Source organism: Thalassolituus sp. ST750PaO-4 (assembly GCF_020320405.1).
Lineage (GTDB): Bacteria > Pseudomonadota > Gammaproteobacteria > Pseudomonadales > Oceanobacteraceae > Venatoribacter > Venatoribacter alkanivorans.
Window position 1 is genome coordinate 340,125 of sequence record NZ_JABVCB010000013.1, and the last position, 24,760, is coordinate 364,884.

The window sequence follows — 24,760 nt, forward strand, 5'->3', positions numbered from 1 at the left end:
ATCCGGCAGCATTATAAAGCGGCTGTTGTCCGGATTCAGAAGTTCTTTGTATATAAGGGCTGTTGGTTAAATCTCAAGCCCCTGCGGCCGTTTTCTTTGCTGTCTTGCGGCCACTTTGTCTGTTTTTTGTTCAGTGTCTGTTTTCAGTGACGGGCGTAAATGCGCGCACGCTTTTTGTTAATGCTGTGCAGTTGCTGGTGCAGTTCGCGTTTACGGGCTTTTTCTTCGTCGCTGAGTTTCTCGCCGCGTTCAAATTTGCTGGTCAGAGTGCGCAGTTCGGCGCTGAGTTTGCGCGCGCTCATCTGTTTCAGCACCACGGCGATATCGGCCGCGGTCGGTTTCATCTGGCTGTTGGGGTTGTCGGCCAGTTGCTGCAGTTCTGCCTGATAGGGCGAACCGATCCACTGAATAAGCAGACCAACACTGCTTTGCTGCGGTGCCTGTTTCAGCTTGCGCAGCACTTCAATCAGCAGGCGTTCGTACTCACTCTCCGGCTCGGTGTCGGGGAGTTCGAGTTCGGCTGAAAGTGATGGCTGCTTGACCAGCGCGGTCAGTGCTTTATGCACCAGTGGCGCCAGGGTATCGGCGCTGTGATCCTGATGCGGTGGCTGCGGTTCGTGCCGCTCATCATCCAGATAAGAAGGCAGCTGCTCTTCGTATTGTGCCTGTTCCGCCACGGCGGCTGTTGCTGGTGGCGATGACTCAAGGCGGTCGAGGGCGACACTGTCGGCACCGAGTTCGTCGCGCAGTTTATTACGCATCAGACTGCGCAACATGCCTTTCGGCAGTTTATTAATTAACGGGGCGGCCAGCTGATCAAGGCGTGCTTTGCCGTCCAGGGTGTCGAAGTCGACCTGTTCTTTCAGGTGGTCGAACAGAAATTCCGGCAGATGCACGGCCTGATTCAGGCGCTGCTCAAAGGCATCTTTGCCTTCCTGACGAACCAGGGTGTCCGGGTCTTCGCCATCGGGCAGAAACAGAAAGCGTGCCTGCACGCCGTCTTCCAGTACCGGTAATACGGTTTCCATCGCCCGCGCTGCGGCGGTGCGTCCGGCCTGATCGCCGTCAAAGCAGAAAATGACTTCCGGCACGACTTTGAATAAGCGCCGCAGGTGGTGCTCGCTGGTGGCGGTGCCAAGGGTGGCCACGGCGTAATGAATGCCGAATTCGGCCAGCGCGACCACATCCATATAGCCTTCGACGATGACAATTCGGGTCAGCTTCTGGCGGATTTTCCGTGCTTCGTACAGGCCGTAAAGCTCGCGGCCTTTCTGGAAAATCGGGGTTTCCGGTGAGTTCAGATATTTGGGTTTTTCGTCACCCAGTACGCGGCCACCGAAGGCGATATAACGGCCGCGGGCATCGCGTATCGGAAACATAATGCGGTCGCGGAAACGGTCGTACGTGCGGCCGTCTTCTTTTTCGATCAGCATACCGCAGCTGATCAGTTGCTTAATCAGCTCGCGCTCGCCATTGGCGGCGAGAAAATTCTGCAGGTTATCCCAGCCGGGTGGGGCGTAACCGATACCGAAGAATTTGGCTGCCTTGCCGGATAAGCCACGGTTTTTTAAATAATCGACGGCTTTGCCGCGCTGTTCATGGCTGCGCAGCATTTTTTCAAAATAGTCACCGGCTTTCTGCATCAGATCGAACAGTGGCTGGTGCTGTTGTTCCTGGCGGGCTTCGAAGCTGACCTGTTCTTTCGGTACTTCCATGCCGGCCTGGGTGGCCAGTTTTTCTACCGCATCGGGAAAACTCAGGCCATCGAATTCCATCACGAATTTAAGCGCGCTGCCGGAAGCGCCGCAGCCAAAGCAGTAATAAAACTGTTTGTCCGGGCTGACGGTAAACGACGGTGACTTTTCGTTATGGAAAGGGCAACAGGCGGAGTAGTTTTTGCCGGTCTTTTTCAGTTTGACACGACTGTCCACCACATCGATTACATCGACGCGGGCGAGCAGATCATCAATAAAAGACTGGGGTATGCGGCCTGCCATAAATGCGGTGCCTGTTGCTGAGCGTATATTTGATTAAGCCGTATAAACGACAAAAGCGCTACACACCGGGATGGGTAGCGCTTCTATTGCCTGCAGAGCAGAATCAGCCCAGTTGAGACTTCACCAGTTGACTGATCTGTGCCATATCGGCACGACCTTGCACTTGTGGTTTCAGGATGCCCATGACTTTGCCCATGTCCTGCATTGAAGCAGCACCGGACTGTGCAATCGCATCAGCCACCAGTTTGGCCAACTCTTCTTCGCTCAAGGCTTCCGGCAGAAATTCGCTCAGTACATCAATTTCGTACTGCTCGACCGCTGCCAGGTCGTCGCGTCCGGCGGCAGAATACTGCGCGATGGAGTCACGACGTTGTTTGGTCATTTTGTCGAGAATAGCCAGAGCACGCTCGTCGTCGATTTCAATTCGCTCATCGACTTCAACGCGTTTGAATTCTGCCTGCGCTAAACGCAGAGCATTCAGCCGCTCTTTTTCTTTGGCGCGCATTGCCGCTTTAACAGCGTCTTTAATGGTAGCAACCAGAGTACTCATGCGGTCTCCTTCCTTCCCGTAACCCGGCTCTTAGTAGAGGCGGGTCATTTTGCGCTGTTCGCGCTGCACTTTCTTCAAGTGACGCTTAACAGCGGCAGCCGCTTTGCGCTTACGGATCCAGGTTGGCTTCTCGTAGTGCTCACGACGACGTACTTCAGACAGTACGCCTGCTTTTTCGCAAGAACGCTTGAAGCGACGCAGTGCGACGTCAAACGGTTCGTTTTCTTTAACTTTTACAGCTGGCATCCAATCACCTACGTTTTAAATCAGTCTGTTTATGGGGAAACCACAGGCCCCAGTTAGAGGGCGGGCATTCTAAATCCTTTGTCCGTGGATTGCAAAGAGTAGTTTGCAGATTGACCCCGGGCAACCGGCAGCCCGCGTATTTGCTGGGTTCTGGCCGATGAGTAGCGGAGATTATCCTGTCTTTCCTGCGTCCCCGGCGGGGCATCCCGGCCGATCGGGGAATTGCGGCTGGCGCAGGCTGGGGTGCGGCAGTATCATGCGCCCCTTCGTTAGATCGTGTGAGAAGAGATTATTTATGCGGGTTTTAGGTCTGGAAACATCCTGTGATGAAACCGGCATCGCCCTGTATGACAGCAAGCAGGGTTTGCTGGCGCACCGGGTTTACTCTCAGATTGCACTGCATGCCGAATATGGCGGCGTGGTGCCGGAACTGGCTTCCCGTGACCATGTGCGCAAAGCATTACCGCTGATCCGTGAAGTGATGGATGAAGCCGGCCTGACACTGAAAGATCTGGATGGTGTGGCCTACACCTCAGGCCCGGGTCTGGTTGGTGCTTTGCTGGTTGGTGCCTGTCTGGGCCGCAGCCTAGCCTGGGCACTCGATCTGCCGGCGATTGGTGTTCACCATATGGAAGGCCACCTGCTGGCACCCATGCTGGAAGATAATCCGCCACCATTCCCTTTTATTGCGTTGCTGGTTTCAGGTGGGCATACCCAGCTGGTGCAGGTCGATGGTATTGGTCGTTACAGCCTGCTGGGCGAATCCCTTGACGATGCGGCCGGTGAAGCCTTCGATAAAGCCGCAAAAATGATGGGGCTGCCGTATCCCGGCGGTCCGGCGCTGAGTGCTCTGGCGGCTCAGGGCGATGATAAACGCTTTAAATTCCCGCGCCCGATGACCGACCGTCCTGGTCTGGATTTCAGCTTCAGTGGCTTAAAAACCCGGGTACGTACCACCATTCTTGAATGTGCGGTCGATGGTGTACTGGCGGATCAGGATAAAGCGGATATTTCTGCCTGTTTTCAGGCGGCGGTGGTCGATACGCTGGCGATTAAATGCAAACGGGCGATGCAGCAAACCGGTATTAACCGCCTGATTATTGCTGGTGGTGTCGGTGCTAATAAACGCCTGCGCGAAAAATTACGTACCACAGCAGAAGCTCTGGGCGGCGCGGTATTTTACCCGCGGCCGGAACTCTGTACCGACAACGGCGCCATGATTGCTTATGCCGGAACCCAGCGCTTAGTGGCTGGCGAGCAGTCGGATCTGGCGGTATCGGTGGTACCGCGCTGGCCGATGACCAGTCTGACGCCGGTTGATTGTGTTGCGCCTGACGCTAACGCAGAAAGTGGTGCTGAACATGGATAAGGTGTTTATCCGCGGTTTAAAAGTCGATGCCGTTATCGGCGTTTACGACTGGGAAAAACAGGTACGTCAGCCGCTGATTTTCGATCTGGAAATGGCCTGGGATATTCGTCTGGCAGCCGCCACCGACGATTTAATGCACGCGTTAAATTATCAGGCCGTCACCGAATTTATTGAGCGTTTTGTGCGTGAACAGCATTTCCAGCTGCTGGAATCATTGCTGGAGCGTCTGGCTGAGGCGCTGCGTAAAGAGTTTGGTATGCCCTGGCTGGGCATTCAGGTAGAAAAACCGGCGGTTGTACCACAGGCACGTGCGGTTGGTCTGTATATCGAACGCGGTGACCAGCCGGCAGGAGACAAGCGCTGATGTCGCGGGTGTTCCTTGGTTTAGGTTCCAATATCGATGCTGAGCAGAATCTGGCGGCTGGTATTGCGCGCCTGAGTCTGCAGTATTCATTGCTGCGTGTGTCGCCCTGGTATCGTTCCCCGGCCATGGGGTTCGACGGCCCGGATTTTATTAATCTGGTGGTCGAAATTGAATGCGCCTGTTCTCTGGCGGAACTTGCGGCCGGTTTAAAACAGCTGGAATTTGATTTTGGCCGCAGCGCTGATGCGGTGAAATATTCATCCCGTGCGCTGGATATCGATATTTTATTGTTTGATGATCTGGCCGGTGAGTTTGCCGGGCTGCAATTACCGCGCTCTGATATTCAGCAATTTGCTTTTGTTTTACGTCCGCTGCTGGATATTTTTCCTGACGGTGTTGATCCTGCCGACGGAACACCACTGACGCATTACTGGCCGGCATTAACTGACCAGCCGTTGTATCCGGTACGCGCCAGCCAGAATACTGTTGCCCGCGGCTAGACGGGTTTTAACAGCGGTTTTTATTCAGCACTTAGTTGCTGCTGTGTTTTCCAGTGTTGCAGATGTTTATCCCGCGCTTCGTTCAGTGCGGTTCTTATTGCCGCGCCCTGATGCCCCCGGGCGATCATATCCTGAGCATTAATACTCAGCGCTTCTTTGAGTGCCGCACGCATATAACCGGCCTGTGGATAAGGCTCATTTTCCAGCCCGGTACGGCCTTTGGCATCCGCCTCGCAGACCAGTAAAAACTGTTCAAAACGCTCACTTTTGCGCCAGGCATCAAGCTGATTAAAGACTTTATTCAGTGTGCTGCCTTTCAGTTCAAACGCACGGTGTACATGGGTATGAAATTCACTGCTGAGCACGGCTAATTCGGCTGCATCCCGTGGTGCTTTCAGGCGCTGATGCAGGGCTTTTAACGGCTTTTTACCGCGCGCTTCGTGGGCAATATGGCGTGGCCATTCTTCCTCTGGTGTCAGTGCTTTACCCAGATCATGACTTAAGGCTGCCCAGCGTACAGCCATGCTGTCGCTGAGTTGTGCTGCGGCTTTTAACGACAGTAGTGCATGAATACCGCAATCAATTTCCGGATGATGTTTTTCCGGTTGCGGAATGCCGAACAGAGCATCAATTTCAGCGAACCATACCTTTAATGCACCGCAGTCGCGCAGTACCTGAAAATACACTTCTGGCTGCTTTTCGCCCAGTGCCCTTTGAGTTTCGTTCCAGACCCGTTCCGCGACCAGATGGTCCAGTTCGCCAGCGTTTACCATATTACGCATCAGGGTCATTGTTTCGTCGGCAACACGGAACCCCAGAGGAGCAAAGCGGGCGGCAAAACGGGCGACGCGCAACACCCGTAACGGGTCTTCAGCAAACGCCAGTGATACGTGGCGTAATAAGCGTTGTTGCAGATCGGACTGGCCATGGTAAGGGTCAATAATATTGCCATTATCGTCCAGCGCCATGGCATTAATGGTCAGGTCGCGGCGCAGTAAATCTTCTTCCAGCGTGATGTCCGGACTGAAGCGGCAGTCAAAACCCTGATAACCCTGACCGCTTTTCCGTTCGGTGCGGGCCAGGGCGTATTCTTCGTGGCTTTGCGGATGCAGAAATACCGGGAAGTCGGCACCGACTTGCTGAAAACCCTGAGCCAGCAGCTCGTCCGGTGTGCTGCCGACCACAACCCAGTCGCGGTCTTTCAGCGGGAGATTCAGTAACTGGTCGCGTACTGCGCCGCCGACAAGGTAAATCTGCATAACGAATATTCCATCAATAAAAAAGCCGTCACAAAACTGTGACGGCTTTTAAGTTTAGCCTTTCGGGCATCAGAGCAGAACCTTTGCCGGGTTCTGCCTGACCGGAATCAGAAATAGAAACCGGTTTCCAGAGCAACGCCTGCTTCTTTCTCAGGATCGCTTGGGTTTGCCATGGCGGCGATATCCAGATGGATACCGAATGGGGACAGGCCAAAACCAACGGATACCATATCTGCATCCGCCACGCTCATATTGGTGCGGTAACCCAGACGCAGCTGCAGAGTGCTGAAAATATCCAGCTCAGCACCGATAGCAGCGTATTGGGTTGGATTTTCGAAGGCGACAGGATCATTTTCCATTAGGTCGATGTCGGCAGCGATATTGAACCAGTCGCTGTTGTAAGAAACACCGGCGCGGTACTGTGGATCCAGGGCAATGGAGCCACCTTTCAGATAAAGAGGAGTGGCAGGGGTGGCAGGGTTATTGTCGTAATCTCTTACCGGAGAACCTTTTACTTCGGCATCAGCGTAATCAAATTCGCCACCAAGCAGGTTTTTACCCACCAGACCAATCATCCAGTTGCCTTCACTACCAAAACGATAGGATGCACCGATATCCAGGTTAACTTTGCTGTAGTCCTCGCGGGAGTCTTCGATATCGTCTGTTTCGATATCGTCTTCGTTATCCATCTCGGAGGCGTAGTGCAGGGTAGACACTTTCTGCAGTTTTGGTGTGATACCAATGGCAACGTTTTCGCCGTAAATTTCAAATTCGCGGGAGAAAGATAAGGCCAGCTCTGCAACGGCGACAGCAACAACCTGAACCTGAGAGTTAAGGTCCGCATCTTTAGCTTCTGCTGAAAGCTCACCATTGTTAAAAATCCGGATGTCCCCGGCTGCGGTTGTTACGGTATCCGGAGAGGTGTAATTGGCAACCTGATCGACACTGTTGGCAATCGCTGTAATCTGAGAGTTGTTGACCGGAGCACCATCTTCTACGTTTTGGGCAATCGTATTGATCTGATTGCTGATGTTCTCATCGAGCGCTGTCTGTACGTAGCCAGATGCTGCCTGTCCGTAAGCGTTGATCAGATTCTGATCTTCCTGGGTAAAGAAGGCCCGGCCAGAAAAAGTAACGTCACCACTCAGGCTCAATGCTGCGGCAAAAGACTTGCTTGGAATAGCCAGTGCGGCACCAATGCCAAGGCGGCCGCGTAATGGATCCCCGGAAATGCTGTTGAGTGATTTTGTCAGGTCGGAGGTTACGGTGTTTACTTCCGCAAGACGGTTGTTCACGCTGTTCAGGTTTGTGTCAAAACTGTTGGCGGCAGCGCGCAGGTCATTAGCTTTTTGCAGGGCTGTCCGTCCATCGTTTACATTGATGTTGGCGATTTGTGAGGCCAGAGCATCAGCGGCATTTGCCAGAGCTTCTACATTGTCACTGAAGTTGCCAGCCTGGCTGTCATCAAACAAATCTTCGAACCGCGGCACGATATCGTCGTTAATATCCTGAGCACTGTCGACCAGCTCTTCTTCATCGGCCAAATTCACCCCGACCTGTGGAAAAATGAGGGCAAAGTCATCGTCCTCAGATGCCTGGGACAGCAGTGATGGGTTGTAGGCCGGAGCATGTGCGCGCTTGGCGCTGGCAACACCGGTGTTACCCATTGCCAGACCGCGTGCATCCATTGGCAGAAAAGGTGCTGCCTGGACTGACTGAATGCCGAGGGTTGCGATGGCGACTGCCAATAGTGAACGTTTGGTCATGGCTGGAATTCCTGAATTATTGTTAAACAGATGATCCTGGTTGGCTGCACATAAAAAATGCATTGCCGGGAATTATTCCCGATCTGTGACTGTCTTAGCAAATTTCACATGCAAGCCTGTTGATTGTCCACCAATGATAGTCATCTTTCGCCACGCTTGCATAACGAATATGGCAAGTCTATCCTGCCGATTGTGCTAGAGCCTGTTTGACTCGTATGAGCAGGCCCTGATTCATTAACAGAATAAGCTGATCTGAATGTTAAACGTCATCTGTCCGAAACAAGCTTCCGCCATTATGGCCGCGCCGCAGCGAATCCGCCGCGCCATGGTTGTGCGTGCCCGTTTCCGACGGTCGTTTTAGTCAGTACATCTGTTCTGTATTAAAAGGCCGCTCCCGCGGCCTTTTTTGTGGGCCGCCGGCGGTGTTCTGCTTCTCCGGGGTCTGTGTTATGCCTGTTATTGTTGCTTATTTATTGGTGGTCTTTATCTGGTCCACCACACCGATCGCCATCCAGTTCAGTCAGGATGGTCTGGATTTTTTTACCGCGCTGACGCTGAGAATGTGGTTCAGCGCTCTGTTATCTTTGCCCATTCTTTTGTTGTTGCGTCAGCCTTTGCGCCTGAACCGGGCTGCATTAATGAGCTACCTGGCCGGCAGCCTTGGCGTATATGGCGCGATGATGTCGGTGTACTGGGGGTCACTCTATATTCCATCCGGGCTGATTTCTGTGCTCTACGGGCTTAGTCCGATGTTGTCCGGTGCATTAGCCTGGTTCTGGCTGAATGAGCGGGAGCTGACACCGGTTCGGGTGCTGGCTTTGCTGTTGGCTTTGCTGGGTCTGGCTTTTGTTGTGGCCGGCCGGCTGGCGCTGGATGCCGGTGCCTGGCGTGGCATTCTCGGTACGCTGGTGTCGGTACTTTGTTTCGCTGCCAGTGCGGTATGGGTAAAGCAGGTGAATGCCGGTCTGCATCCTATGGTTCAGACCAGCGGTACGCTGTGGCTGTCATCCTTTGCTTATCTGCTGACTCTGCCATTATTCGGGGTGCATTTGCCGGATGAGTGGCCGTTGGTGAGCCAGTTGGGATTGGGCTATCTGGTGGTGTTCGGTTCGCTGCTTGGGTTCATGCTGTATTACCTGGTGCTGCAGCATCTGCCGGCATCGCGGGTTACCCTGATTACGCTTATCGCACCTGTATTGGCGGTGTTCTGGGGATTCTGGCTTAAGGACGAACGACTCGCCGCCAGTTCGGTATTAGGCGCCGCGTTGTTGCTTGCAGGGCTTGCTTTGTATCAGTGGCATGTCTGGCCTGACCGTAAACTGCGTGGCTTACTGGCTTTCTCCCGGGGGATAAAAAAAGCTTAATTTTTTATTGCTGCGGCCGATAAGTGCATCAAGGGGAATCTCTGTCTGTAAACAATGCTGCTTAGCGTGGCAATGATTCAGAGCAGATTCCTGCGCCTCAGTTGTCCGGGAGATTGTTATGAAGTGGCCTTTTATTGTGGCAGGCACTGCCATTACGTCGTTGATGTTGCAGGGATGTTCCAGCGCCCTGATTGAAGACAGTAATCTGAACGAAGAACCCGAGGCTTATTTTCAGCCGGTAGAGCAGGAAATTGATCCGATTGCGCCGATGGTGCTGCGTGTAGTTGGTTATGGCGCTATGGACACGGACAAAAAGAAAAGTGACGTACAGCGCCGCCTGATGGCGATCCGCGCATCGAAGATGGATGCTTACCGCTCGATGGCTGAGCGGGTGTATGGCACCTCGATTCAGGGCAGTACCACGGTGCGCGATATGGTTGTGCTGAATGACCGTTTCCGCAGCTACGTCGAAACCTATATGCACGGTGCGCGGGTAGTGTCATCCGATGTTATGCCGGATGGCAGCGTGGAAACGGTGCTGGAAATGGTGATCGATCAGGGCTTCCGTAACTGTCTGCAGACAGCCGACAGTCAGCGTTTTAATGTTGATTGCCGCGCATCATTAGGCAGCCCTTCCGGCAGTAATAACTTTGCATCCAGCCAGCGCCAGCGTGTGCAGGGCGAAGCCAGTGTTCCGGAAACCGGCTTTTACTTTATTGAGTAACGGCCAGTCTGGCGAGGAGGCTGTATGCGTATCCTGAACATTTTAATGATGACTCTGTGTTCTCTGCCGGTTTCTGCTCTGACGGTGGAAGTAACCGGAGAAGCGCCACTGAGCGGTGCCATTTCCCACGCCCGTGAGCAGGCGCTGCAGGATGCTATGCGTCAGGCCAGTCTGCGTGCCGGTGCTCAGGTCAGCAGTACGCAGCTGATGAGTCAGGGGGTTGTGCAACAGGATGATGTGCAGGTGCGCTCGAATGCACAGCTGAAGAATATTGAAGTGCTGTGGGAAGATCAGGCTGGTGGCTTATATCAGGTCGCGATACGCGCTGATGTTACTCCGCAGGCGATGTGTCCGGCCAGCACTCAGCGTTATCGTAAAGCGGTGGCGGTGGCTGGTTTTGGTCTGGCCCGTCCACAGCAGGCAACGCTTGGGCAGTTGCAGAATATCGAACAGGATCTGCCCCGCGTGCTGGTTAATACGCTGAATAACCGCGGTGCCATTCATGCACTGGATGCGACCCGTACCAGTCTGTATCAGGACCCACGCCGTGCGCCATCAATGGAAACCGCACAGCAGCGTTTAACCACCTCTGTGGCTCTGGCTACCCAGCTGGGGGCGCAGTATGTGGTGTCCGGTGTGGTGCGTGATCTTTCGATGATGGGTGAGGCAGGGAACGACAGTCGCCGTGCATCGGGTGCGGACAGCTGGCTGGATTTGCTAGGGCTGGAAGATAACAACCGTGACCGGCAGTTTGTCATGGATGTCTTTGTGCACGATGGATTAAGCGGTGCCATGCTATTCCAGCGTAGTTATTCTGCTCATGGTGCCTGGGACCGTCCGGCACGGGAGCGGGTGCCTTTTGCCTCGCCACATTTCTGGCAGACGCCGTATGGCGCGGAAGTGCGTGAGTTACTCAGTGGCGTGGTGGATGATGTGGATGAAGTTTTGCGCTGCCAGCCGTTTATGGCCCGTATTGTAAAAGCTAAAGGTAACCGCCTGCATATTGAAGCCAGTGCAGGAGCTGGTATTCGTCCGGGTGATAAGTTTCAGGTTTATCGTACCGGTACCTTCTATAACCTCGATCTTGAACCGCGCACCGAGCTCAGCGATATGGCCACTGAAGTGGTAATCAAACAGGTGCAGCCACAGTTTGTGGTCGCGGAGATGAAGCTGACGGCAGAGCATCTGGCGATTCAGCGTGATGATATGGTCATCGCCTGGTAGTCGTTTATAAGAGCGGGGCGAATTGTATTCGCCTTTGCTCTTATTTATACCTGTGTCAGCTGTGTTACCCTGCCGCCTTTCTCCCTGAGCGGAAATCTTCATGCTGACAAATCGTCACCCAGCCTTCCTTGCTGCACTCTGGATGTCGGGTGCGCTGCTCTCTTTTATGCTGATGGCTATATCCGGGCGTGAATTGTCACACTCGCTGACCACTTATCAGATCCTGTTCTTCCGCAGTGTGATTGGCGTGTTGGTTATCTCCATTCTGCTCAGTCGCAGTGGCTGGCAACAGATCCGTACGCAGCGTCTCAAAACTCACTGGCTGAGAAATATTGCCCATTATGCTGGCCAGTACGGCTGGTTTTACGGACTGGCTTTTATTCCACTGGCAGAAGTGATCGCCATTGAATTTACCACGCCGGTCTGGACCGCGTTGCTGGCTTTTTTCCTGTTAAAAGAGCGTCTGACCGGAGCACGCCTGCAGGCGTTGGTATTGGGTATTGCCGGGCTGTTATTAATTCTTCGGCCCGGCGCCGGTGTTCTGCAGCCTGCGGCTTTTGCGGTACTGGGCGGCGCGCTGGGTTATGCCTTTTCTTATATTCAGACCAAGTCCCTGACCCGCACCGATACTCCGCTGTGCATTCTGTTTTATATGACTCTCATGCAACTGCCGTTCGGGCTGGTGCCGTCAGTGCTGAACTGGACAACGCCTGCGGCTGAGACTCTGCCCTGGATTTTACTGGTGGGTATTACTGCAATGAGTGCGCACTTCTGCATGGCGCATGCATTCCGGCTGGCGGATGCAACCGTGGTTGTGCCCATGGATTTTCTGCGTTTGCCATTAATTGCTGTGGTGGGCTATCTGTTTTATCAGGAAAGTATTGATCTGTTTGTGCTGGCAGGTGCCGTCTTAATGTTCAGCGGCAACCTGCTGAACCTGCGGGCGGAATACCGGCGTAACTGAGGTAAAAATATCTGCCAGTTACGCCGGACGGTAATCTCTGGTTTATTCTTCGATAGCTACGGATGGGCAGCTCTGGCGTTTTACCATACGTTCATCCTTGTAGGTTTCCAGATGAATATCAAAACCCCAGAGAAAATGCAGGTGTTTAAGCACTTCGTGAGTGTCGGTCGACAGCGGCGTACCATTTTGCATGGTATGACGCAGGGTAAGTGAGCGATCGCCTTCAAGATCAACCGACCAGATCTGAATATTCGGCTCACGCACCGACAGGTCATACTGGCGGGCCAGCATTTCCCGCAGAGTACGGTAGCCACGCTCATCATGGATGGCTTCAATCAGGTATTTATTTTTCTCGTCATCGTCATAAATGCTGAACAGATGAAAGTCACGCATCATTTTCGGTGACAAAAACTGCTGGATAAAACTCTCATCCTTGAAGTTGTTCATGGCGAAGTGCAGGGTCTCCAGCCAGTCGGAGCCGGCGATATCAGGGAACCACTCTCGGTCTTCATCCGTCGGATTTTCGCAAATACGCTTAATATCCTGAAACATATTGAAGCCAAGCGCGTAAGGGTTTATGCCACTGAAGTAAGGTGAGTCGAAGCCCGGCTGCAGAACAACGTTGGTATGTGAGGTGAGAAACTCCATCATAAAGCCATCGGTAACCTTGCCCTCATCATAAAGATGATTGAGCAGGGTGTAGTGCCAGAAGGTTGCCCAGCCTTCGTTCATTACCTGGGTCTGACGCTGTGGATAAAAGTACTGAGATATTTTACGTACAATACGGATAATTTCGCGCTGCCAGGGCGCGAGCAGCGGCGCATTTTTTTCCAGAAAATACAGAATGTTCTCCTGCGGCTCGCTGGGGAATTTCCGTTTCTTATTATTCTTCTCTGCTTTCAGTGAAGCTGGCAGTGTCCGCCAGAGATCATTCACCTGCTGCTGCAGGATATTCTCCCGCTCCTTCTGCCGTGTTTTTTCTTCTGCCGCAGAAATAGGTTTTGGCCGGCGATAACGGTCGACGCCGTAATTCTGCAACGCGTGGCAGGCATCCAGCACCTGTTCAACTTCTTCCTGGCCATAGCGCTCTTCGCAATGACGTACATAATTTTTTGCAAAAAGAAGGTAGTCGATAATTGAGCTGGCGTCTGTCCAGGTTCGGAATAAATAATTACCTTTAAAAAAGGAGTTATGACCGTAGCAGGCATGGGCGATGACCAGCGCCTGCATCGGCATAGTGTTTTCTTCCATCAGGTAAGCAATGCAGGGATCGGAATTAATAACGATTTCATAAGCCAGCCCCATCTGGCCGCGCTTATAACCCTTTTGTGTAGCCAGGAACTGTTTGCCATAAGACCAGTGGTTGTAGCCGATGGGCATGCCAACCGATGAGTAAGCATCCATCATCTGTTCGGCGCTGATGATTTCTATCTGATTCGGATAGGTATCCAGCTTATACAGTTTGGCGATGCGGGCGATTTCGCGGTCGTAAACTTCAAGCAGTTCGAACGTCCAGTCGGAGTCGGTCGACAGGTATTCTCTGGCCTTTTCGCTCATACAGCCTCCTGGTAACGATCCTTGGCAAACAGCTCGCGGAACACCGGATAAATATCACCGGGATTACGGATCTGAGCCATGGCAAAGCGCGAAGCAAACTGACGGCTCAGGCCGGTGTAGGCCTCCCAGAGTGCCTGATGCTGATTAGGCGTAATTTCGATATAGGCGAAGTACTGCACCATCGACAGCAGGGAGTCCCCGAGAATTTTGGCGCACAGCGGAGAGTCATCGTCCCAGTTATCGCCGTCTGAAGCCTGGGCGGCATAAATATTCCAGTCGGTGTTCTGGTAGCGTTCTTCGACAATTTGCTGCATCAGTTTCAGAGCGCTGGACACAATGGTGCCACCGGTTTCGCGCGAATAGAAAAAATCCTCTTCGCTGACTTCCCTGGCACTGGTGTGGTGGCGGATAAACACCAGTTCAATATGCTCATAGTTTTTCTGCAGGAACAGGTACAGCAGAATATAAAAGCGCTTGGCGATATCTTTAATATCCTGAGTCATAGAACCTGATACGTCCATAATGCAGAACATAACGGCCTTGCTGCTGGGAGTCGGAACTTTGACCTGACTGCGATAGCGCAGATCGAGATCGTCGAGGAAGGGGATGGTTTTCAGGCGCCGTTCCAAGTCGGCAATCTGTTCTTGCAGAGCCAGAACTTCGGCAGTATCCCCAGCGTTTTTCGCCAGGTGCTCAGCAAGTTCCGCCTGCAGTTCTTTTAATTTCTTGCGTTTGCCTACGCTCATGCCAATGCGCCGGGCATGGGCGTTACGCAGTGAGCGGACAACCGACAGGTTATTGGGCGTACCTTCGGAGACAAAACCGGCACGCCGGGTTTTGAACTCTTTGGACTGGCTCAGCGTTTTTTTGATCATGTTGGGCAGAGCCAGATCATCAAACAGATAATTCAGAAACTCGTCGCGGGTGATATAAAAGGAAAACTCATCTTCCCCCTCACCCTGATTACTGGCCTTGCCTGAGCCGCTGCCGCCCCCTCCCTGCTGGGGTTTGTCCAGCTGATCTCCGGCATGAAATTCTTTATTGCCAGGAAATACTCTGTGCTGCTTCCCCCCGGAGCCATGGCTGATGCTGGGCTCATGGGTATTACGTGTCGGAATGCTGATCTGCTCGCCGCGCTCCATATCGGTAATGGAACGGCGATTGATGGATTCCGACACGGCCTCTTTTATGTGTTGCCGGTAGCGGCGTAAAAACCGCTCCCGGTTGACCATGCTTTTGTTTTTACCGTTCAGACGACGGTCAATAATATAAGACATGGTTCACTCCTTATCAGCCGACAGGATTGCTGTTGTCGTTGCCTACTGCGATTTACGCACGCGCAGATACCACTCAGACAGCAGCCGTACTTGTTTCTCTGTGTATCCTCTCTCGGTCATACGGGCGACAAAGTCGTCGTGTTTCTTCTGGTCGTCGGATGACGATTTTGCCGAGAAGGAAATAACAGGTAACAGATCCTCGGTGTTGGAGAACATTTTTTTCTCGATAACGGAGCGCATTTTTTCGTACGACTGCCAGGACGGGTTATTGCCATTGTTATTGGCACGTGCCCGCAGTACGAAGTTGACGATCTCGTTACGGAAATCTTTAGGATTACTGATGCCGGCCGCTTTTTCGATTTTTTCGAGTTCTTCGTTAATCGAAGCGCGGTCAAGCATTTCACCGGTTTCCGGATCGCGGTATTCCTGATCTTGAATCCAGAAGTCGGCATAGGTTACGTAGCGGTCAAAAATATTCTGACCATATTCAGCATAGGATTCGAGGTATGCTGTCTGAATCTCTTTACCGATAAAGCCAACGTATTCGGTCGCCAGATATTCTTTAATAAAATTCAGGTAGCGGTTATGCACTTCTTCCGGGAATTGCTCCTGCTCTATGGCCTGCTCCAGAACGTAGAGCAGGTGAACCGGGTTAGCTGCCACTTCGGTTGAATCAAAGTTAAAGACTTTGGACAGAATTTTGAAAGCAAAGCGGGTGGAAATCCCACTCATGCCTTCATCAACGCCAGCGGCGTCACGGTATTCCTGAAGCGATTTTGCTTTCGGATCGGTGTCTTTCAGATTTTCACCGTTATAGACCCGCATTTTTGAATAAATACTGGAATTTTCCGGTACTTTTAAACGTGAAAGTACGGTGAACTGAGCCAGCATTTTCAGCGTATCGGGGGCGCAATGGGCGTTGGCTAATGAGCTGCCGGAAAGCAGTTTTTCGTAGATTTTGACTTCTTCATTAACACGCACGCAGTAAGGCACTTTGACGATATAAACCCGGTCAAGAAAAGCCTCATTGTTTTTGTTGTTTTTAAAGGTCTGCCATTCCGACTCATTGGAGTGAGCGAGAATAATTCCCTGATAAGGAATGGCGCCCATGCCTTCGGTGCCGTTGTAGTTACCTTCCTGAGTGGCGGTCAGCAGCGGATGCAGCACTTTAATCGGTGCTTTGAACATCTCAACAAATTCCATCAGGCCTTGGTTGGCGCGGTTCAGCGCTCCGGAATAGGCGTAAGCGTCCGGGTCATCCTGGGAGTAATCTTCCAGCTTGCGGATATCAACTTTACCCACCAGAGCAGAAATATCCTGGTTGTTTTCATCGCCGGGTTCGGTCTTGGCAACGGCAATCTGATCCAGAATGGATGGATAGAGTTTAACAACTTCAAATTTACTGATGTCGCCGCCCATTTCATGCAGACGTTTGACCGCCCAGGGCGACATCACATGACCGAGATAATGGCGCGGAATTCCGTAATCTTCCTGCAGAATCTGAGCGTCTTCTTCCGGGTCGAATAACCCCAGAGGTGATTCAAAAACCGGAGAGCCTTTAATGGCATAAAACGGAATATGTTCGATCAGATGCTTGAGGCGTTCGGCCAGAGAAGATTTACCGCCGCCTACGGGGCCAAGCAGGTAGAGAATCTGTTTGCGTTCTTCCAAACCCTGAGCGGCGTGGCGGAAATAAGAGACGATATTTTCCACTGCTTCTTCCATGCCGTAGAACTCGGAGAAGGCCGGATAGCGTTTGAGTACTTTGTTGGAAAATATGCGGCTTAAGCGCAGGTCTTTGGCGGTGTCGATTAATTCCGGTTCGCCGATGGCCATCAGCATGCGTTCAGCGGCTGTGGCGTATACGCTTTTGTCCTGTTTGCACAATTCGAGGTATTCCTGCAGGCTCATGACTTCTTCCTGCGTGGCGGAGTACCTGTCTTTGTATCGGCTGAATACGCTCATAGTTCACCTCTCCGGTAGCAACTGTTCGGTCTTGTAATTTTTTTCGGTTACATAAAATTCCGTTAATTAATGCCTGTTTCTCTCAGACCAGTATGGTTCAGTTTGGTTGAGTCGTGCCACTAAATAATTTTATTACACGCTTTTTTAAGGCTGGATTTCAGATCCGGGGTGACTGTTTTTTGTCGCCCTGATCAACCTGAATTTAATTATGCATTGAGCGTGCCGCTTATTACTGAACGGAATAGAAGGGACGCTTCAGTAACGCCGGGTATGGCTCAGATTCAAGGGAGGGGGAAAGAAGAGGGGGAGACCACAGCGTTTGCTGTGGCCGGTGTTATCAGCTGTGCTCGCACCATTCCGGGAATGCCAGCTTCCACATTTCGTAGCCGCCATCGAGGCTGTAGACATGGGTGTAGCCCTGCTCGCCGAAGAACTGTGCAGCACCCTGACTGGAGTTGCCATGGTAGCAGCAGACGACCAGCGGCTGATCTTTGGCTGTGGCCGCCATAAATTCTGTCAGATTCTGGTTATCGACCCGCTTTGCCGCGCGGATATGACCGGCGGAATAGCTCATGGCATCTCGGATATCGGCAATGGCAGCATTGCCCTGCTCAAACAGGGCTTTGGCATCACCGGCTGTAATATGTTTAAACGCACTCATGTATTACCTCGCTTGGCCCCGCTGTTGTATGGGGCGGTGTTATACGGTCTGAGCCGGCACCCGGAACCATTGCTGGTCGTCGAGACGCAGGGCTGATAATTCTCCGCCCCAGACACAACCGGTATCCAGAGCATAAACATTGGTGCCATTCGCTTTGCCTTCCAGCGCCGCCCAGTGACCAAACAGCAGGCGGGTGGTTGCTGCGGCGCGGTTTTCCGCTTCAAACCAGGGCAGGTAACCTGGCGGCGCCTGATCCAGACCTTCTTTACTGAGCAGGTCGAGCTGGCCGGCCGGGCTGATAAAGCGCATCCGGGTCAGATAATTGACGATCAGGCGCAGGCGCTCCATGCCCTGCAGGCCTTTTTGCCACTGGTCGGGCAGGTTGCCATACATCTGGCGGAAGAATTCAGCGCAATCTTCGCTCTGCAGCACGGCTTCGACTTCCTGTGCCCGTTTGCGTGCCTTGCGTACACTCCAGGCGGGCGGAATACCGGCGTGGCTCATGCACCAGTTACGCGCTTCATCCAGTACAACGAGCGGCTGAAAGCGCAGCCAGTCGAGCAACTCATCGCGGTCCGGGGCATTGAGCACCGGTGTCAGGGTATCGCTGCTGCGACTGCTGTGGCCGCCGTAATGCATGGCCAGCAGATGCAGATCATGATTACCCAGCACGCAGCGCACGCGGTGGCCCAGGCTTTTGGCAAAACGCAGGACTTCGAGAGATTGCGGACCCCGGTTAACCAGGTCGCCGGCCAGCCACAGCTGATCTTTGTGCGGATCAAACTGCACCAGTGCCAGCAGACGCTGCAGGGGTTCGTAACAACCTTGAATATCACCAATTGCGTATATTGCCATTTAGTAATTTCTCGTCGAGGCGTTGTGGGCGAATATCAGTTCAGGGCGTTGGGTGTCGCCAGGGTAAACACCGGAATGGTGGCGTGAAACAGAGTGCCGTCATCGGCTTCCATCACATAGTAACCGCGCATGCTGCCAACCCGGGTGGCGAGTACGGCGCCGGAGGAATAGCGATAGCTTTCATGCGGCTCGATGGTCGGCTGTTCGCCGACCACGCCTTCGCCTTTGACTTCCTGCACATCGTTGTTGCCATCGGCAATAAACCAGTGGCGTGAGCGCAGTGTCGCGGCCTGCTCACCGCGGTTATGAATATCGATATGGTAGGCGAAGACAAAGCGCTTCTCGTCCGGCACCGACTGCTGCTCGAGGTATTCACACTGCACGCTGACCACAATGCTGTCGTCGAGGCTCATGCCTGCTCTCCGCTGTCGTCCGCGTTTGCATCAGGCGCAGCCTGCAGCAGTTCGTAAACGGCATCGGCGATGCGCACGTATTCTTCCAGCGTCAGACGCTCCGGGCGCAGCGTGGTATCAATACCAATGGCTTCCAGCTGTTCGGCGCTGATCAGGTTTTTCAGGGTATTGCGCAGGGTTTTACGGCGCATGCTGAAGGCTTCGCGCACCACGCGTTCCAGTGTTTTGGTGTCTTTTGCCGGAAACGGCAGCACATCGTACGGGCTCATGCGCACGATGGCGGAATCGACCTTGGGCGGCGGATTAAACGAGCCCGGGCCAACGATAAACAGCGGCTCCACCTTGCAGTAGTACTGCGCCATGATGCCCAGGCGGCCATAGTCGGAAGTACCGGGGCCGGACGCCAGGCGATCAACCACTTCTTTCTGCAGCATAAAGTGCATGTCCTGCACGATGGTGTGATGGGAAAGGAAGTGGAAAATCAGCGGTGTGGAAATGTTGTACGGCAGGTTACCGACAATCCGCAGCTGCTGACCCGGTTGCAGCAATTGGCGGAAATCGAACTTCAGCGCGTCGCCTTCGTGGATGCGGAATTCCGGAAAGTTAAAAAATTTGGTGCGCAGAATCGGGATCAGGTCGCGGTCGAGTTCAACCACGTCGAGCTTACCGCAGGCGTCTAATAGTGGTTCGGTCAGGGCGCCCATGCCGGGGCCGATTTCGACCAGCGCATCGCTGTGCTTTGGGTTGATGGCGCGCACGATCTTATCAATCACATGATGGTCGTGCAGGAAGTTCTGACCAAAGCGCTTACGGGCTTTATGGCCCTGGGCTTTCGGAACGTGACCCTGATTTTTAGGTACGTGACCCTGAGCCTTATGGGCATTGCCCGGAGCTTTGGAGTTGTGTCTTGTCATGTCAGTTTGCCATTTGCAGTGCGACTTCGATGGCGGTCAGCAGGCTGCCGCTGTCAGCCTGTCCGGTAGCGGCAAGATCGAGCGCCGTACCATGATCGACCGAAGTCCGGATTACGGGAAGTCCCAGGGTTATATTGGCGGCGCGGCCGAAGCCGTGAAACTTGAGCACCGGCAGGCCCTGATCGTGATACATGGCCAGGGTTGCGTCCGCCTGTTGCAGATGCTTGGGAGTATAGAGGGTATCGGCGGGCAGTGGGCCAATCAGATCCATGCCTTCATCGCGCAGCTGCTCAAGGGTCGGAATAATAATATCCAGCTCTTCACGGCCAAGATGGCCATCTTCTCCGGCATGCGGATTCAGACCGGCAACCAGAATGCGCGGTTTGGCGACACCAAAGAAGGTTTGCAGATCGTGATGCAGAATACGGGTGACGCGTTTGATGCGATCCGGGGTAATGGCATCGGCGACGGCGCGCAGTGGTAAGTGAGTGGTTACCAGGGCCACGCGCAGATCGCTGGTGGCCAGCATCATCACCACTTCTTCAACGCCACAGTAGTCGCGGAAGTACTCGGTATGACCACTGAAGGCGATGCCGGCGTCATTGATAATGCCTTTGTGCACCGGGGCGGTCACCATACCGGCCCAGTGTTTATCCAGTGCGCCCTGTACGGCGACGCGTAGGGTTTCCAGCACATAGGCGCTGTTGGCTTTGTCGAGCTGTCCGGCACGTACCGGAGCACGCAGACTGACCGGACAGACGGTCAGCTCGCCGGCGGTGCTGGCAATGGCTTCAGCAGCCGGGTCAAACTCACGCAGGCGCAGTGGCAGGCCAAGCTGCTCTGCGCGCTGCATTAACAGATCCGGGTCGGCAATCACGACGCGTTCGCAGCTATGCGGCTGTTGTGCAATCTGAATACACAGATCCGGACCAATGCCTGCAGGCTCTCCGGCGGTAATGGCCAGGCGCAGCGTCATGGACGCTCCTTGATATCAACATAGGCTTCGGAGCGGATCTTACGCAGCCAGATCGGCAGCTCTTCTTCAAAGCGGCGGCCATACAGCATCTGGCGCACCTGATTGCGCTGGTTCTCGGCGCCGACATCGGTCTGGCGACGGTTTTCAACCTGCAGAATGTGCCAGCCGAACTGGCTCTCGAATGGCGCGCTGATTTTTCCGGCACCGGTCTGCTGCATGGTGGCATCGAATTCCGGCACCATGTCGCCCGGATTCACCCAGCCCAGATCACCGCCACTGGCGCCGCTGCCCGGGTCATCGCTGAATTCCTGTGCCAGAGCGGCAAAGTCTTCACCGGCCTGCAGGCGCTGGTACAGCTGATTAATCAGCTCTTCTGCCTGCTGCTGGTCGCGTACCTCGTTGGTGCGGATCAGAATATGGCGGGTTTTGGTCTGGGTAATCAGCTGGGTGTTGCCACCGCGTTTATCTTTAAGCTTGATGATGTGATAACCGCTGGCGCTTTTGATCGGCTCGGAAATGCCACCCACCTGCAGCTTAGGTGCCACCGGGGCAAAGATGCCCGGCAGCTGGGCTTCTTTACGCCAGCCCAGATCGCCGCCATCGAGGGCGGTGCGGCCACTGGATTCGGCAATGGCCATCTGGCGGAAATCGGCGCCATTACGCAGTTTCTTCACCAGCATTTCGGCTTTTTTAGCGGCGGCCTGCAGATCGGCCGGTGAGGCTTCAGAAGGCACGGCAATCAGGATGTGGCCCAGATTGTATTCCGCGGCGGAAGCCATTTTGCCCAGATCGGAGGCGAGGAAGTAATCGACATCCTGATCGGTGATCTGAATACGCTCACCGACCTGAAAGCGTTGTACGCGGGATATGCGCATTTCATTCAGAATCTGCTGGCGGGCGCTGGCAAAGGACACGCCTTCTTTTTCCATCGCTTTTTGGAATTGTGGCAGCGTCATATTGTTCTGTGCAGCAATACGCCCCAGCGCTTCGTTCAGCTGAGCATCGCTGATACGGATACCGCCGCGGTCAGCCATCTGCAGCTGAATGCTTTCCAGAATCATGCGCTCCAGCACCTGAGCACGCAGCACATCGGCCGGCGGCAGAGCGCCACCGGCATTCTGGCGTTTTACGCTGTCAATGCGTTCAGTCAGTTCACTGGCCATCAGGATGTCGTCATCGACAACGGCGACCACTTCATCAATGGGTACCGGAGCAGCCAGCGCGTGCTGACTTGCCAGGGCAAAAATACTGCTGAGCAGGAGGGTTTTAATAGTCATGGTATTGTCGTCTTGAGTATCCGGTTATGCCTTCACTGATAATTTCGTCGGTGCCACTGCCGAAGCTGCCGAGACCTTTGAGCTGAATGCTGAGCATAAAGCCGTAGCGTTTGTCGGTGCTGAATTCGGCATCAGCATCGGTATCTTTGGGCGATGTTTCGCGGTACAGCATCTGTACCCGCCAGCAGCAGTTCTGGTACTCGATACCGGCCAGGGATTCGAGTACCGGGCTGACCGGCTTTTTCTCGGTGCTGTTGCTGTCATAAGAGCGCAAATCGCGCAGCTGGCGTCCAACCAGTGCCCAGCGGTCGGTCAGCGACCAGAAGAAGCCCGCATCCAGCTGCTTGGTGCTGGTCAGCACTTTGTCGGTTGTGTTGTTGTAACTTTGCACCGTGTTGGTGGCAACGTTCAGGAAGCGGTTATTCAACCCTTCAAAGCGCACACCATAACGACGCTGACGGGCAAAGTCTTCGTAGGTGTCCCATTCCAGCGTGTGGTACAGCGACCACTTTTCATCCGGGTTCCATTCCACTTCGCCCAGCGTACTGGATGTGGCCTGAGTATCCGCGTCAGGCACGGTGCTGCCGTTCAGCTGCACCAGACGGTCCTGGTTGTACCAGATACGACCGACGCTGGCGCGGAATTGTTCCAGACCGTCATCGCGGATAAAGCGCGTGGTCAGACCGGCGCTGACCTGATCAAGGTCGGCCAGACGGTCGCCACCGGTAAAACGGTCGCCGTTAAACAGGCTGGCATAGGTGACGGTGGTTTTGGTGCTGTCGAAATTAGGAATCTGATCCTGCCCGGCCAGATACGGGCTTTTCACCCAGAACAGGCGTGGCTCCAGTGTCTGCTGATAGTCGCTGCCAAACCAGTCGAATTCGCGCTCAAAAAACAGACCGGCATCGACACTGTAGCGGCCGGTTCCCTGGCTGACGTCCAGCTCGGGGTCGGTGAGCGTGTCGTCGGCGTTGGTCAGTTTATAGCTGCGCTGGCGGAACTCGGCCTTGGTACGGAGAAAACCAAATGGCCATTCCAGCGGGTAGGCAATGCTGGTGTCGGACAGCAGGCGGTCACCGTTGAGGGCGGCAAAGCCGCTGAGGGTTTGTTCGCTGTCGTTAATAATGGCTTCGTCTTCGCGGGTAAAACGGGTGGCCTGCAGGCGTTGCTGAATCTGCAGGGCATTGATCACCAGTGGCTGATAACTCAGGTTCAGCTGTGGCAGACGGCGGTAGGGACGGTTACCGAGGGCGATGGTTTCGTCGATGGTCTGGAAACTCTCGGCGGTAATATCAAAATGCCAGCTGTTCTGATCCCAGAGAATTTCTCCGCGGCGTGGCAGGTGGGTGGTGCGGTCGATGGCTGCAGTCGGACGCATATCGCTGAGGTAATCTTTGTCGCTGATGTTGTTGTATACCCAGCGGTGCTGCCAGCCAGCGCCCAGTTCACCGGATTGCTGATAATTCACCAGCCAGCGTTCTTCGCCTTCGGTAGCGTCTTTATTGAGGTAGCCGTAGTTCAGTTCGCCGTCACCAAACCAGCGGGTTTTGTGTCTGAACTGGCTTTCCCACAGCATGCCGCGGTCGAGGATATGATGCGGCACGATGGTGGCGTCGGCATTGGCGGCAATGCTCCAGTAAAACGGCAACTGAATATCTTCCGCCTGAGCATATTCATTCAGGGTGAATTTCGGATCGAGAAAACCGGTCATGCGCTGGTCGCCGATCGGGAAGCGGTAATAAGGAATATACAGCACCGGTACTTCGGCCACGCGTACACGGGTATGCCAGGCGCTGCCGATGCCTCTATTCTGGTCGAGGTGCAGTTCACTGGCGGCCAGATCCCAGTCGTTCTGGCCGGGCTCACAGAAAGTGAAGGTGGCGTCGGTTAAATTAATCTGGCCGGCTTCTAGGGTTTCGATATGGCCGGCGGAGCCACGGAAATGACGCTCCGGTACGGAATATTCGGCTTCGTAAAAATGCACTTCACCATCACTCTGGCTGATGCTGGCCGATTCACCCTGCAGCACAATCTGAGGTGCCTGTAGTGACACATTGCCATGAAACTCGCCGTAACCCCGGCTTTGGTACCAGCTGGCACGGTCGGCACGCAGCAGACGGTCCTGCTGTTGCAGCAGCACATCACCGCTCATCTCGGTGTCGCCGTTTTTATTCAGGGTGGAGCTGTCGGCTTCCGCTTCGATCCGCTCTGAGTCCAGTGGCGTAATCGCGGGAATACGGTAATTACCACTGCAGAATTCCGGCAGAGCCTGTTGCTCTTCTGCTGTCAGTTCGGCGCGGTCGTACCAGCTCAGTGGATGCGTGCTGGTGTTAATGACCGGCGCGGCGCTGGCCTGTTCTTCTGCCTGTACGGGCATAATGGCCAGAGCACTGAGTACAGATCCTGCCAGCAGCGGAGCAGGCAGCAGAGCTTTGCTGAAGCGGACGGCGGGGCGCAGGAAAAAGGGAACCAGGCGCTGAATGTAAGGACAAATCTGAGTCATGAGCGGCTGTAGCGCCTATCCATATTGAGTATGTT

The 24,760-nt window shown here is 54.0% G+C and carries 22 protein-coding genes; 7 read left to right on the forward strand and 15 right to left on the reverse strand.

Translation table 11 applies throughout. The features are described from left to right. Positions 1-143: 143 nt before the first annotated feature. The 3 genes from dnaG to rpsU all read right to left on the reverse strand — a co-directional run bounded on the left by dnaG (position 144) and on the right by rpsU (position 2,793). Positions 144-1,997 carry a DNA primase gene (gene dnaG / locus HUF18_RS17015; RefSeq protein WP_145466431.1) on the reverse strand — a complete coding sequence of 618 codons (1,854 nt, stop codon included), beginning with the start codon at positions 1,995-1,997 and terminating at the stop codon, positions 144-146. 103 nt (positions 1,998-2,100) lie between these two features. Then, positions 2,101-2,547, reverse strand: coding sequence for a GatB/YqeY domain-containing protein (locus tag HUF18_RS17020; protein WP_145466430.1), 447 nt, complete (start codon positions 2,545-2,547; stop codon positions 2,101-2,103). 30 nt (positions 2,548-2,577) lie between these two features. Then, on the reverse strand, positions 2,578-2,793 hold the full coding sequence (rpsU, locus tag HUF18_RS17025) for a 30S ribosomal protein S21 (RefSeq protein ID WP_145466429.1): 216 nt from the start codon (positions 2,791-2,793) through the stop codon (positions 2,578-2,580). A gap of 295 nt (positions 2,794-3,088) precedes the next feature. Here rpsU and tsaD point away from each other — a divergent pair, with 295 nt between their 5' ends. The 3 genes from tsaD to folK are packed head-to-tail and all read left to right on the forward strand — an operon-like array spanning position 3,089 to position 5,026. Continuing rightward, positions 3,089-4,162 carry a tRNA (adenosine(37)-N6)-threonylcarbamoyltransferase complex transferase subunit TsaD gene (tsaD, locus tag HUF18_RS17030; protein WP_145466428.1) on the forward strand — a complete coding sequence of 358 codons (1,074 nt, stop codon included), beginning with the start codon at positions 3,089-3,091 and terminating at the stop codon, positions 4,160-4,162. Beyond that, positions 4,155-4,526, forward strand: a complete 372-nt coding sequence (gene folB / locus HUF18_RS17035; RefSeq protein ID WP_145466427.1) for a dihydroneopterin aldolase — start codon at positions 4,155-4,157, stop codon at positions 4,524-4,526. The genes tsaD and folB overlap by 8 nt, the downstream gene beginning before the upstream one ends. Beyond that, a complete protein-coding gene (gene folK / locus HUF18_RS17040) occupies positions 4,526-5,026 on the forward strand; it encodes a 2-amino-4-hydroxy-6-hydroxymethyldihydropteridine diphosphokinase (RefSeq protein WP_225693048.1) in 501 nt (166 codons plus the stop codon). Before folB ends, folK begins: the two co-directional genes overlap by 1 nt. A 20-nt stretch (positions 5,027-5,046) precedes the next feature. Here folK and HUF18_RS17045 read toward each other — a convergent pair whose 3' ends face one another. After that, complete coding sequence (locus HUF18_RS17045; RefSeq protein ID WP_225693049.1) at positions 5,047-6,285, reverse strand: multifunctional CCA addition/repair protein; 1,239 nt, start codon at positions 6,283-6,285, stop codon at positions 5,047-5,049. Positions 6,286-6,392: 107 nt separating this feature from the next. Next, positions 6,393-8,051 (reverse strand): conjugal transfer protein TraF, encoded by a 1,659-nt coding sequence (gene traF / locus HUF18_RS17050; protein WP_225693050.1) that lies wholly within the window; start codon positions 8,049-8,051, stop codon positions 6,393-6,395. Between the two features lie 449 nt (positions 8,052-8,500). Between traF and HUF18_RS17055 the strand changes: the two genes are divergently transcribed. From HUF18_RS17055 to HUF18_RS17070, 4 genes are all read left to right on the forward strand, one after another. Then, on the forward strand, positions 8,501-9,415 hold the full coding sequence (locus HUF18_RS17055) for a DMT family transporter (protein WP_225693051.1): 915 nt from the start codon (positions 8,501-8,503) through the stop codon (positions 9,413-9,415). A gap of 118 nt (positions 9,416-9,533) precedes the next feature. Beyond that, complete coding sequence (locus tag HUF18_RS17060; RefSeq protein ID WP_145466422.1) at positions 9,534-10,139, forward strand: LPP20 family lipoprotein; 606 nt, start codon at positions 9,534-9,536, stop codon at positions 10,137-10,139. A gap of 24 nt (positions 10,140-10,163) precedes the next feature. Further along, the gene (locus HUF18_RS17065) at positions 10,164-11,363 is read left to right on the forward strand and encodes a flagellar assembly protein FlgT (protein WP_225693052.1); all 1,200 of its coding nucleotides are present in this window, start codon (positions 10,164-10,166) and stop codon (positions 11,361-11,363) included. A 100-nt stretch (positions 11,364-11,463) separates the two neighbouring features. Continuing rightward, positions 11,464-12,327, forward strand: coding sequence for a DMT family transporter (locus HUF18_RS17070; protein ID WP_225693053.1), 864 nt, complete (start codon positions 11,464-11,466; stop codon positions 12,325-12,327). Positions 12,328-12,369: 42 nt separating this feature from the next. Here the strand turns inward: HUF18_RS17070 and HUF18_RS17075 are convergent, their stop codons facing one another. The 10 genes from HUF18_RS17075 to HUF18_RS17120 all read right to left on the reverse strand — a co-directional run bounded on the left by HUF18_RS17075 (position 12,370) and on the right by HUF18_RS17120 (position 24,725). Next, on the reverse strand, positions 12,370-13,884 hold the full coding sequence (locus HUF18_RS17075; protein ID WP_145466419.1) for a SpoVR family protein: 1,515 nt from the start codon (positions 13,882-13,884) through the stop codon (positions 12,370-12,372). Beyond that, a complete protein-coding gene (locus tag HUF18_RS17080; RefSeq protein WP_225693054.1) occupies positions 13,881-15,161 on the reverse strand; it encodes a YeaH/YhbH family protein in 1,281 nt (426 codons plus the stop codon). The genes HUF18_RS17075 and HUF18_RS17080 overlap by 4 nt, the downstream gene beginning before the upstream one ends. A gap of 42 nt (positions 15,162-15,203) precedes the next feature. Next, positions 15,204-17,126 carry a PrkA family serine protein kinase gene (locus HUF18_RS17085; protein WP_225693055.1) on the reverse strand — a complete coding sequence of 641 codons (1,923 nt, stop codon included), beginning with the start codon at positions 17,124-17,126 and terminating at the stop codon, positions 15,204-15,206. Positions 17,127-17,463: 337 nt separating this feature from the next. Next, entirely contained in the window at positions 17,464-17,787 is a 324-nt protein-coding gene (glpE, locus tag HUF18_RS17090) for a thiosulfate sulfurtransferase GlpE (RefSeq protein WP_225693056.1), read from the reverse strand. A 39-nt stretch (positions 17,788-17,826) separates the two neighbouring features. Further along, on the reverse strand, positions 17,827-18,642 hold the full coding sequence (locus HUF18_RS17095; protein WP_225693057.1) for a symmetrical bis(5'-nucleosyl)-tetraphosphatase: 816 nt from the start codon (positions 18,640-18,642) through the stop codon (positions 17,827-17,829). 35 nt (positions 18,643-18,677) lie between these two features. Continuing rightward, on the reverse strand, positions 18,678-19,055 hold the full coding sequence (gene apaG, locus HUF18_RS17100; RefSeq protein WP_145466414.1) for a Co2+/Mg2+ efflux protein ApaG: 378 nt from the start codon (positions 19,053-19,055) through the stop codon (positions 18,678-18,680). Continuing rightward, positions 19,052-19,969: a 16S rRNA (adenine(1518)-N(6)/adenine(1519)-N(6))-dimethyltransferase RsmA gene (gene rsmA, locus HUF18_RS17105; protein WP_225693058.1), complete on the reverse strand. Its 918-nt coding sequence runs from the start codon at positions 19,967-19,969 to the stop codon at positions 19,052-19,054. The genes apaG and rsmA overlap by 4 nt, the downstream gene beginning before the upstream one ends. A 1-nt stretch (position 19,970) precedes the next feature. After that, a complete protein-coding gene (gene pdxA, locus HUF18_RS17110) occupies positions 19,971-20,945 on the reverse strand; it encodes a 4-hydroxythreonine-4-phosphate dehydrogenase PdxA (protein ID WP_225693059.1) in 975 nt (324 codons plus the stop codon). Continuing rightward, positions 20,942-22,222 (reverse strand): peptidylprolyl isomerase, encoded by a 1,281-nt coding sequence (locus tag HUF18_RS17115; RefSeq protein ID WP_225693060.1) that lies wholly within the window; start codon positions 22,220-22,222, stop codon positions 20,942-20,944. Before HUF18_RS17115 ends, pdxA begins: the two co-directional genes overlap by 4 nt. Then, on the reverse strand, positions 22,212-24,725 hold the full coding sequence (locus tag HUF18_RS17120; RefSeq protein ID WP_225693061.1) for an LPS-assembly protein LptD: 2,514 nt from the start codon (positions 24,723-24,725) through the stop codon (positions 22,212-22,214). The genes HUF18_RS17115 and HUF18_RS17120 overlap by 11 nt, the downstream gene beginning before the upstream one ends. Positions 24,726-24,760 lie beyond the last annotated feature (35 nt).

Excerpts from the sequence above, each read along its gene's own strand:
- HUF18_RS17095 (WP_225693057.1), bottom strand. The coding sequence starts at position 18,642 with ATGGCAATATACGCAATTGGTGATATTCAAGGTTGTTACGAACCCCTG.
- traF (WP_225693050.1), bottom strand. The coding sequence starts at position 8,051 with ATGACCAAACGTTCACTATTGGCAGTCGCCATCGCAACCCTCGGCATT.
- HUF18_RS17120 (WP_225693061.1), bottom strand. The coding sequence starts at position 24,725 with ATGACTCAGATTTGTCCTTACATTCAGCGCCTGGTTCCCTTTTTCCTG.
- HUF18_RS17085 (WP_225693055.1), bottom strand. The coding sequence starts at position 17,126 with ATGAGCGTATTCAGCCGATACAAAGACAGGTACTCCGCCACGCAGGAA.
- HUF18_RS17045 (WP_225693049.1), bottom strand. The coding sequence starts at position 6,285 with ATGCAGATTTACCTTGTCGGCGGCGCAGTACGCGACCAGTTACTGAAT.
- HUF18_RS17055 (WP_225693051.1), top strand. The coding sequence starts at position 8,501 with ATGCCTGTTATTGTTGCTTATTTATTGGTGGTCTTTATCTGGTCCACC.
- HUF18_RS17115 (WP_225693060.1), bottom strand. The coding sequence starts at position 22,222 with ATGACTATTAAAACCCTCCTGCTCAGCAGTATTTTTGCCCTGGCAAGT.
- tsaD (WP_145466428.1), top strand. The coding sequence starts at position 3,089 with ATGCGGGTTTTAGGTCTGGAAACATCCTGTGATGAAACCGGCATCGCC.
- HUF18_RS17070 (WP_225693053.1), top strand. The coding sequence starts at position 11,464 with ATGCTGACAAATCGTCACCCAGCCTTCCTTGCTGCACTCTGGATGTCG.
- rsmA (WP_225693058.1), bottom strand. The coding sequence starts at position 19,969 with ATGACAAGACACAACTCCAAAGCTCCGGGCAATGCCCATAAGGCTCAG.
- apaG (WP_145466414.1), bottom strand. The coding sequence starts at position 19,055 with ATGAGCCTCGACGACAGCATTGTGGTCAGCGTGCAGTGTGAATACCTC.
- HUF18_RS17080 (WP_225693054.1), bottom strand. The coding sequence starts at position 15,161 with ATGTCTTATATTATTGACCGTCGTCTGAACGGTAAAAACAAAAGCATG.
- HUF18_RS17075 (WP_145466419.1), bottom strand. The coding sequence starts at position 13,884 with ATGAGCGAAAAGGCCAGAGAATACCTGTCGACCGACTCCGACTGGACG.
- folB (WP_145466427.1), top strand. The coding sequence starts at position 4,155 with ATGGATAAGGTGTTTATCCGCGGTTTAAAAGTCGATGCCGTTATCGGC.
- pdxA (WP_225693059.1), bottom strand. The coding sequence starts at position 20,945 with ATGACGCTGCGCCTGGCCATTACCGCCGGAGAGCCTGCAGGCATTGGT.
- rpsU (WP_145466429.1), bottom strand. The coding sequence starts at position 2,793 with ATGCCAGCTGTAAAAGTTAAAGAAAACGAACCGTTTGACGTCGCACTG.
- folK (WP_225693048.1), top strand. The coding sequence starts at position 4,526 with ATGTCGCGGGTGTTCCTTGGTTTAGGTTCCAATATCGATGCTGAGCAG.
- HUF18_RS17060 (WP_145466422.1), top strand. The coding sequence starts at position 9,534 with ATGAAGTGGCCTTTTATTGTGGCAGGCACTGCCATTACGTCGTTGATG.
- dnaG (WP_145466431.1), bottom strand. The coding sequence starts at position 1,997 with ATGGCAGGCCGCATACCCCAGTCTTTTATTGATGATCTGCTCGCCCGC.
- HUF18_RS17020 (WP_145466430.1), bottom strand. The coding sequence starts at position 2,547 with ATGAGTACTCTGGTTGCTACCATTAAAGACGCTGTTAAAGCGGCAATG.
- glpE (WP_225693056.1), bottom strand. The coding sequence starts at position 17,787 with ATGAGTGCGTTTAAACATATTACAGCCGGTGATGCCAAAGCCCTGTTT.
- HUF18_RS17065 (WP_225693052.1), top strand. The coding sequence starts at position 10,164 with ATGCGTATCCTGAACATTTTAATGATGACTCTGTGTTCTCTGCCGGTT.